This is a genomic window from Actinospica acidithermotolerans (genome assembly GCF_018139625.1).
Lineage (GTDB): Bacteria > Actinomycetota > Actinomycetes > Streptomycetales > Catenulisporaceae > Actinospica > Actinospica acidithermotolerans.
Genome location: NZ_JAGSOH010000011.1, coordinates 86979 through 95669, shown reverse-complemented (window position 1 = coordinate 95669; position 8691 = coordinate 86979). Strand labels below are relative to the sequence as shown.

Genomic DNA, 8691 nt, shown 5'->3' with positions numbered 1-8691 from the left:
CGCAACGTGCTGGCCATGTCCGGACGCGCCGTCGAGGCCGCCGGCGACGTCAACACCCTGCTGCTCGACAAGACCGGCACCATCACCCTCGGCAACCGGCAGGCCAGCGAGTTCGTGCCCGTCGACGCCGTGCCGATCGAGACCCTGGCCGACGCGGCGCAGCTGTCCTCGCTGGCCGACGAGACCCCCGAGGGCCGCTCCATCGTCGTGCTCGCCAAGGAGAAGTACAACCTGCGCGGCCGCGAGGTGCACGACGCGATATTCATCGAGTTCACCGCGCAGACCCGCATGTCCGGGGTCGACCTGCCCGACGGCACCCAGATCCGCAAGGGCGCCGCGAACGCCGTGCGCGACTGGGTGCGCGACAACGGCGGCCACGTGGACGCCAAGGTCGGCCAGGTCGTCGACGCGATCTCCGCGGCCGGCGGCACCCCCCTGGTCGTCGCGCAGATCAAGGGCAGCCAGGCCCGCGTCCTCGGCGTCATCCACCTCAAGGACGTCGTCAAGGACGGCATCAAGGAGCGCTTCGCCGAACTGCGCAAGATGGGCATCAAAACCGTCATGATCACCGGCGACAACCCGCTGACGGCCGCCGCCATCGCCGCCGAGGCCGGCGTGGACGACTACCTCGCCGAGGCCACCCCCGAGGACAAGCTCGCCCTGATCAGAAAGGAGCAGGAGGGCGGCAAACTCGTCGCGATGACCGGCGACGGCACCAACGACGCCCCCGCCCTCGCCCAGGCCGATGTCGGGGTGGCGATGAACACCGGCACCTCGGCCGCCAAGGAGGCCGGGAACATGGTCGACCTCGACTCCAACCCCACCAAGCTGATCGAGATCGTCGAGATCGGCAAGCAACTGCTGATCACCCGGGGCGCTTTGACCACCTTCTCCATCGCCAACGACGTCGCGAAGTACTTCGCGATGCTCCCCGCGATGTTCGCCGGCGTCTTCCCGGGCCTGGAGAAACTCAACATCCTGCACCTGCACAGCCCGCAGTCCGCGATCACCTCCGCGATCGTGTTCAACGCGCTGATCATCGTCGCGCTCATCCCGCTCGCGCTACGCGGGGTGCGCTACACCCCCTCCTCCGCCTCGGCCCTGCTGCGGCGCAACCTGTGGATCTACGGCGCCGGCGGCCTGATCGTCCCGTTCATCGGGATCAAGCTGCTCGACATGGTGATCCAGTACCTCCCCGGAATGGGTCGGTGATCGAGAAATGTCCCGCCTCCCCGGCGCCGTGCTGCGCCACCTCGCCGCGATCCGCGCGATGCTCGTGTTCACCGTCATCACCGGCATCGCCTACCCCCTGGTGATGACCGGCATCGGCCAGGCCGCCTTCCACAACCAGGCCGACGGCTCGCTGATCACCAACGGCAGCGGCCAGGCCATCGCCTCGAAACTGCTGTGCCAGACCTACGTGAACCCGTCCTCCGCGGAGGCGGCGCTGAACAAGAAGGACGGCGTCACCGGCTACGCCGACCCGATCGACAAGTACTTCCAGTCCCGCCCGACCTACTCCACCGACCCGGCCCTCGGCCGCTACACGATCCAGCTCGCCAACGGCTGCACCTACACCGCCACCGGCAGCAACAACCTCGGCCCGAACAACGACAACCTCACCGAACTGATCACACTCATGCGGGCGAACATGGCCGCGTTCGACTCCACCGACACCACCACCGTGACGGCCGCACAGGTCGCCACCGACGCCGTCACCGAATCCGGATCGGACGTCGAGCCGTACATCACCCCGCTGAACGCCGACCAGCAGGCCGCGCGGATCGCCCAGACCCGCGGGATCACCCTCACCCAGGTCAAGGCCCTGATCCAGGCCAACACCACCGGCCGCGACATCGGCATCCTCGGCGAACCCGGAGTCAACACCACCACACTCAACATCGCCCTCGACAAGCAGTACCCGAGCAACAACACCAGCACCACGGCGTTCCAGACGGGCGCCACCTCGTAACGCACGAGGTGCCTCCCGTGACCGTGCCCTTCCCGACCGCCTTCCGGCGTTCGGGAAGGGCTGTCGCGATGAATGGAATGGGAAGAAGACGGCCGTGAGCCAACGCGGGAAGCTGCGGGTCTACCTCGGAGCCGCGCCTGGGGTGGGCAAGACGTTCAAAATGCTCGAAGAGGGCCACCGGCGCGCCGAACGCGGCGCCGACGTCGCCATCGCGTACGTGGAGACGCACGGCCGTGAGGCGACCGCGCGGATGGCCGACGGGCTCGAGCTCATTCCGCGCATCAAGCGCGAGTACCGGGGCATCGTGTTCGAGGAGATGGACCTCGACGCCGTGCTCGCCCGGCGCCCGCAGGTCGCCCTGGTGGACGAGCTTCCGCATACGAACGTTCCCGGCGGCCGGCACGAGAAGCGCTGGCAGGACATCCAGGAACTGCTGGATGCCGGCATCGAGGTGATCTCTACCGTTAATATTCAGCACCTCGAATCGCTCAACGACGTGGTGCAGCGGATCACCAGCGTGCCGCAGCGCGAGACCGTGCCCGACGAGGTCGTCCGTTCCGCGGACCAGATCGAGCTCGTCGACATGTCCCCGGAGTCCCTGCGCCGCCGCCTCGCACACGGCAACGTCTACGCCGCCGAGAAGATCGACGCCGCCCTCGGCAACTACTTCCGCGTCGGCAACCTCACCGCGCTGCGCGAACTGGCCCTGCTATGGGTCGCCGACCGCGTCGACGAGGTGCTCCAGCGCTACCGCGAGGAGCACGGCATCGGCCGCGTCTGGGAGGCGCGCGAGCGCGTGGTCGTCGCGCTGCCCGGCGACGGCTCGGGCGAGGCGCTGATCCGCCGCGCGGCCCGCATCGCCGCGCGGGCCGCGGGCGGCGAGCTGCTGGCCGTGCACATCGCCCGCTCCGACGGCCTGACCGGGGACACCAGCCCGACCGCACTGGCCGCTCAGCGTCACCTGGTCGAATCGCTCGGCGGCAGCTATCACACGATCGTCGGTGACGACGTGCCGCGCGCGCTGATCGAATTCGCGCAGGCCAAGAACGCGACGCAGCTCGTGCTCGGCACCTCCCGGCGCAGCCGCGTCAACCGCTTCCTGACCGGCACCGGGATCGGCGAGATGACGACGATGCTCTCCGGCGACATCGACGTGCACATGGTCACCCATGATGAGCCCTCGCGCCGCCGGCGGCGCGGGTGGCTGCCGCCGAACCCGATGCGTACCGCGGCCTGGGGCTCCGGCGGAGGCTGGCGCGGGATCGCCGCGGGCATCGTCACGCCGCCGATCCTCACCGCGATCCTGACCGCCGTCGGCCCCTCACTGAAACTGAACGTCGCCAGCGACATCCTGCTCTACCTCACGCTCACCGTCGCCATCTCCCGGCTCGGCGGCATGGTCTCCGCGTTCGTCGCGGCACTGTGGAGCTCGCTGCTGCTCAACTACTACTTCATCCCGCCGGTCCACTCGATCACCATCGCCGAGGCGAACAACGCGATCGCGCTGGTCGTGTTCGTCATCGTCGGCATCACCGTCGCCTCCGTCGTGGACCTGGCGATCAAGCAGACGCGCAGCGCGGCCCACGCATCCGCCGAGGCCGAGACGCTCAACGCCTTCGCCGTGGCCGTACTCCGGGGCGACGAGGCGATCTCGGCACTGCTGGAGCGCTTCCGCGAGACCTTCTCGATGGCTTCGGTCAGCCTGCTGCAACGCGTCGACACCGACTCGCCGCGCCTGCCCGACGAGATCGACGACCCGAGCCGCTGGACGCTCGTCGCCTCGACCGGCACCGACCCGGCCGGCTGCCCCGGCAGCGCAGACACCGTCATCGACGCCGGCCCCAACGCCGTCCTCGCCCTCCGTGGCCGCACCCTCCCGGCCGCCGACCAGCGCGTCCTGGCCGCCTTCGCCGCGCAGGCCACAGCGGCCATGGAACGCAGGAGGCTGGCCCGGGAGGCCGCGTCCGCGCAGTCGCTCGCCGCCGCCGACAAGATGCGCACCGCGCTGCTCGCCGCCGTCTCGCACGACCTGCGCACCCCGCTCGCCGCGGCCAAGGCCTCGATCAGCACGCTGCGTGACCCGGAGCTCGAGGTCTCGCCCGGCGACCGCGCGGAACTGCTGGAGGCCGCCGAGGAGTCCCTGGACCGGCTCACCCGCCTGGTGGAGAACCTGCTCGACATGTCCCGGCTTCAAGCGGGCGCGGTCAAGCCGAGGCTCGAACCGGCCGCGATCGAGGACATCATCCCGCGCGCGATCGACGACGTACCAGAGGCGTCCGGGCGGGTCAGGCTGCAGCCGCCCGAGCCCGGACTGCCCGATGGGCTGATCGATGCGCCGCTGTTCGAGCGCGTGGTCGCGAACCTCGTCGGCAATGCCGTCAAGCACACCGACTCCCCGGTCACCGTCACGGTCTCGGCCCTGGGCGGGCAGATCGAAGTCCGGGTGATAGACCGCGGACCGGGGATTCCGGAAGAGGACTGGGACCTGCTCTTCCGCCCGTTCCAGCGGCTCGGGGACCGGGACAACACCAGCGGCGTCGGCCTCGGGCTGGCGCTTTCCCGGGGACTGGCCGAGGCGATGGGCGGCACGCTCGTACCAGAAGACACCCCCGGCGGCGGCGTGACCATGGTGCTCACGCTTCCCGCCGCGGCAGCGCAAGCACAGGAGGTCATCCGATGATGCGGGTACTGGTGGTCGACGACGAGCCCCAGCTGATGCGCGCCCTGCGCATCAACCTGACGGCCCGCCGCTACGACGTAGTCGTCGCGGCCGACGGCGCCACGGCCCTCGAGGCCGCCGCGCGCCACATTCCCGACCTCGTCATCCTCGACCTCGGCCTGCCCGACATGGACGGTACCGAGGTCATCGCCGGCCTACGCGGCTGGACCAAGGTCCCGATCCTCGTGCTCTCCGGCCGGGCCGACGCCTCCGACAAGGTCGACGCCCTCGACGCCGGCGCCGACGACTACGTCACCAAGCCCTTCTCCATGGACGAGCTGATGGCCCGGCTCAGGGCCCTGCAACGCCGCGCCGAGGCCGATGCCGCCGCCGCCGAGCCGGTCGTGCTGATCGGCCACTTCAGCATCGATCTGGCCGCCAAGACCGTCATCAAGCGCCCCGACGCACCCGCCGAGGCGCCCGAGAAGGTCCACCTGACCAAGACCGAATGGGCCGTGCTCGAAGTGCTCGTGCGCAATCCCGGGCGGCTGGTCTCCGGCAAGCAGCTGCTTCAGCAGGTGTGGGGTCCGGGCTACGAGTCGGAGACCAACTACCTGCGCTTCTACCTCGCCAGGCTGCGCCAGAAGCTCGAGACCGAGCCCTCCCACCCGCGCCAGCTGCTCACCGAGCCCGGCATGGGCTACCGCTTCCAGCCCTGACGGTACCGAGCCCTCGGTCGGGCGTACTCAGACCTCCTGGTGTGAGCGATCGGCCGCGACGGACGCGGCGGCGAGATCCGCCAGGACGACCGCCGTGCGACGGGCGTGTACGCTCGGCGCCGCGCCGTGGACAGGGGTGAGCACGAAGCGGCCGTAGGCCACACCCTGGTACCGGGCGGGTAGGTCGAGCTTCTCGTCCGGGAATCCGTTCTCGGCCAGGTTCCACACCGTGCGCCCCCAGAGCAGCGACCCGTCGGACTCGAAGTGCAGTCCGCGGTTGCGCGCAGGCTGCGGGTCGTACACGCACTCCCGCGCGCCGAGCAGCGCGCGCAGCTGCACGCAGACCTGGTCGATGACCGTGTCTGCGGACTCGCCGCGCGCGACCAGCCCGGCGGTGGACTGCACGACCGCGAGCAGCGCCTCGTCCACCGCCACCGTCCGACCGCGTCGGCGGGCGGCTACCGCGAGCTCGGTCACCGCCACCCCCACCACCAGCAGCAGGACGGTGGTCTCGATGTCGGTTCGGTGCGTGATGGAGAGCCGCTCGTACGGAACGGTCAGGAAGAAGTCGAACCACAGCGCCGTGCCGAGTGCGGCGAGATACCCGGCGACCCGGTTGCCGAACGCCGCCACCGCCACCGTGAAAACCACCAGCACAAGGGCGGCGTCGGTGTTCGGCAGCGTCGAACGCGTCGGGATCAGCACCGCGCACACGGCCGGAGGAATCACCAGAGCGCAGGTCACCGCGACGTGATCACGCCGCCTTCGGATGAAGTCGAACATGATTCCGGTCTATCAACCGGTCCGCGCGTTGTCCATGGCATGCGCCTACCCCACGGGGTATGTGTCGGCGAGTCCCAGCAGGTTCGCCACGCAGCCGATGCACGCCAGCAGTTGGGCCGCGTCCGACCAGCCGTCGCGCCGCCACAGCAGGACCTCGCCGTCATGGACACGCCAGGAGAACGGGGTCGGCGCGTCGAGCATGGCCTGCGCGAGCGCGGCAGAGCCCGCTGCCGCGCGCTGCGCCTCCGGGGACTCGGCGTACACGCTCCAGGCGGCGTCGAATTCCGGCACGCCGAGTGCCAGTTGGCCGTCGGGGACGTGCTCGGGAACGCGCGCGGAGGTGAAGGGCCGCTGCCCGCGCACCTCCAGCCACTCGGCAGGGCTCGGCAGCACGATCACCGCGAGGCCGTAGCGGTGCCACGAGCCGTTGAAGACGACCTCGTAGCCCGCCACGCGCACCGGCAGGTCGTAGACCGTGCCGAGGAGCAGGTTGTCGAGCTCGCGGTGCTTGCCGTAGTGGAACGGCGGCCACCCGGTCGAACGCGTCTCGGACCATGAGGCCCGAGAGCCGTCCCGGAAGCCGTGCTCGGCGCGCAGTTGCCCGGTGACCCGCGCAGCCCGCCTGCGCAGCCTACGCGGTTCGATGTGCGGGGAGATCGCGATCAACGCCGCCAGGCAGGCGAACAGCGCGATGGGCAGAATGTAGCGCATGCTCGGCACCTCCATGTGCCGTGCTCAGTGCGGAGCACTCACGCGCCGACCAGTCTTCCCGGCCCACCGTACGACCTACGGGGATCACACCGCGGCGGCGGCCGCTCGGCAAGGGCTCTGCGACGCGCGGCGGTCGATTCCACGGAAAATCAACGGTCGACAGTGTCTTCAGCGGTACTGCTTTCAGTGGTACTCGCGCAGCCGCACGGCGCCCGCTCGGGCGATGAACAGCAGCACCAGCAGCTCCCCGATGATCAACACCATCCACGTCGTGGCGCCGGTCTCGCTCTTCCCAGCCGCGATCCCCGAGGCGAAGGCGTTGTCGTTGATCTGGACCACCGACTCAAGCTTGGACATGTACTGGTTGAACGCGTAGTTCGACTGCCCCGGCCGGGTGCCGATGTCGAACGCGACTGAAGCGGCGAGGTCCCCGCGCTTCGCGTCGGAGCGGATGACGGCGTCGTCCTGGACATAGGTGTCGAACGCCCGGGTCGTGTCGTAAGCGGCCTGGGCTTCGCCGGAGAACGTGATGTTGTCGAGTTCGGTGCCGAGGTAGCCGCTGACCGTCACTCCCGAGACCGAGTCGGATGCCGTATCGAGGCGCAGCGCGGCGACGGCCGCGGACAGCCCTGAGTAGTACGGCTGCGGGTCACCTCCCGCGCTGGTGCCCGAGACGCCCGGCACTCCGGCGACGTTGCCGATCTTCTGGAAGAACGAGGTCTGCAGCGCGGCGGTCCGGCCTTCGAGCAGCCAGCGGCTCTCGTCCGCGTTCGCGTCGTCGGACACGGCCCGCGCGCGGGTGAGGGCGTTGATGGAGTCGTAGGCCTCCTTCTTCGCGTAATGCAGATCGTCCGCCGCGCCCAGTTGCGTGGAAAGGCCGAGGAACCCGAGTGCGAGACAGACGGCGATGCCGCCGGCCAGCCAACTGACGCGCCGCCGGAACCTGCGGGCGTGATAGTGGTTGCCCGCGTAGAGCGCTACGCCTAAGAGCAAGGCCAGCGCGACGATGACATAACCGTAGAGGTCGGCGCTCGAATGCTCGCCGGAGTACGAGGCGTCCACGGCAGAGCTGTCCGCGTCGGCGATCTGAAGGGCCTGAGCAAGCAGCGTCGTGTGCAACAACGAGGACGCTTCGGTGTAGGAGCCCAGCGCGGCCGCCGGCGGTTCGGCGGGGAGCTGCTTCATGGTGTTCTGATCGGCATAGATGGCCTGACCGATCAGCGCCTCATAGGTGCCCAGGCTATCGATCAGCTTGCCGGCCGCGCCGGTCAGCTGCGGATTCCGCGCGATATGCGTGAGGTCGCTGTCCGCGGCCGATCGGTCCTTCTCATAGGCCGACATGGACGCCGCCGCGTCGACCGAAGGCGGCACCATGGACGGGTCGGCCGGATGGAATCCGACCAGCAGCGCGTTGGCCGCCTGCGCATCCATGTCGTTGAGCTCGTAGTACAGGTCGCTGGTCGCCGAGACCTCGCTCGTGCGCGACTGGAGGCTGGCGAAGCTCGACGAGTCACTGCCGAGCGCGAGTGCGAAGACGAGGCCGAATAGCAGAGCGAGCACACCGAGGCCCACCGTCAGCAGCCACAGTTGCCGCGGCGTCCCGCCCACCAGACGACGGCCCGGTCCCGCGCCCGACGCGGCCCGGTCCTGCTCCTGCACCACGGTCACCGAGCCCACACCGCGAATCCAAGCCGGATACATATCACGGGCGTACGCTGCCCTGCCGAAGCGCTCCGGGTAAATACAGGTCGATGCAAGAAAATAGTCAACCGCGTTAGAACTCGGCGAAGAGGGGCCCGGCCGTGCGTGCGGCATGATTCAGTGGGCTGCTACCCACAGTGTGCAGG

Annotated in this window: 7 protein-coding genes; 4 read left to right on the top strand and 3 right to left on the bottom strand. The window is 69.5% G+C overall.

Annotation, left to right across the window (positions count from 1 at the left end; translation table 11 throughout):
* The 4 genes from kdpB to KDK95_RS06860 all read left to right on the top strand — a co-directional run.
* On the top strand, positions 1 to 1212 hold a 1212-nt coding region (gene kdpB / locus KDK95_RS06875; RefSeq protein ID WP_212517171.1), incomplete at its 5' end, for a potassium-transporting ATPase subunit KdpB.
* A gap of 7 nt (positions 1213 to 1219) precedes the next feature.
* Positions 1220 to 1972 carry a potassium-transporting ATPase subunit C gene (locus tag KDK95_RS06870; protein WP_212517170.1) on the top strand — a complete coding sequence of 251 codons (753 nt, stop codon included), beginning with the start codon at positions 1220 to 1222 and terminating at the stop codon, positions 1970 to 1972.
* A 94-nt stretch (positions 1973 to 2066) separates the two neighbouring features.
* Entirely contained in the window at positions 2067 to 4652 is a 2586-nt protein-coding gene (locus tag KDK95_RS06865; protein WP_212517169.1) for an ATP-binding protein, read from the top strand.
* On the top strand, positions 4649 to 5350 hold the full coding sequence (locus tag KDK95_RS06860; protein WP_212517168.1) for a response regulator: 702 nt from the start codon (positions 4649 to 4651) through the stop codon (positions 5348 to 5350). The genes KDK95_RS06865 and KDK95_RS06860 overlap by 4 nt, the downstream gene beginning before the upstream one ends.
* A 27-nt stretch (positions 5351 to 5377) precedes the next feature.
* Here the strand turns inward: KDK95_RS06860 and KDK95_RS06855 are convergent, their stop codons facing one another.
* From KDK95_RS06855 to KDK95_RS06845, 3 genes are all read right to left on the bottom strand, one after another.
* A complete protein-coding gene (locus tag KDK95_RS06855; RefSeq protein ID WP_212517167.1) occupies positions 5378 to 6133 on the bottom strand; it encodes a DUF4118 domain-containing protein in 756 nt (251 codons plus the stop codon).
* Between the two features lie 45 nt (positions 6134 to 6178).
* Positions 6179 to 6844: a hypothetical protein gene (locus tag KDK95_RS06850; RefSeq protein ID WP_212517166.1), complete on the bottom strand. Its 666-nt coding sequence runs from the start codon at positions 6842 to 6844 to the stop codon at positions 6179 to 6181.
* A 183-nt stretch (positions 6845 to 7027) separates the two neighbouring features.
* Entirely contained in the window at positions 7028 to 8521 is a 1494-nt protein-coding gene (locus KDK95_RS06845) for a GlnX family signal transduction membrane protein (RefSeq protein ID WP_212517165.1), read from the bottom strand.
* Positions 8522 to 8691 lie beyond the last annotated feature (170 nt).

Bases quoted from the DNA above. Each gene is read 5' to 3' on its own strand.
- KDK95_RS06870 (WP_212517170.1), top strand. From the start codon at position 1,220: ATGTCCCGCCTCCCCGGCGCCGTGCTGCGCCACCTCGCCGCGATCCGC.
- KDK95_RS06860 (WP_212517168.1), top strand. From the start codon at position 4,649: ATGATGCGGGTACTGGTGGTCGACGACGAGCCCCAGCTGATGCGCGCC.
- KDK95_RS06855 (WP_212517167.1), bottom strand. From the start codon at position 6,133: ATGTTCGACTTCATCCGAAGGCGGCGTGATCACGTCGCGGTGACCTGC.
- KDK95_RS06850 (WP_212517166.1), bottom strand. From the start codon at position 6,844: ATGCGCTACATTCTGCCCATCGCGCTGTTCGCCTGCCTGGCGGCGTTG.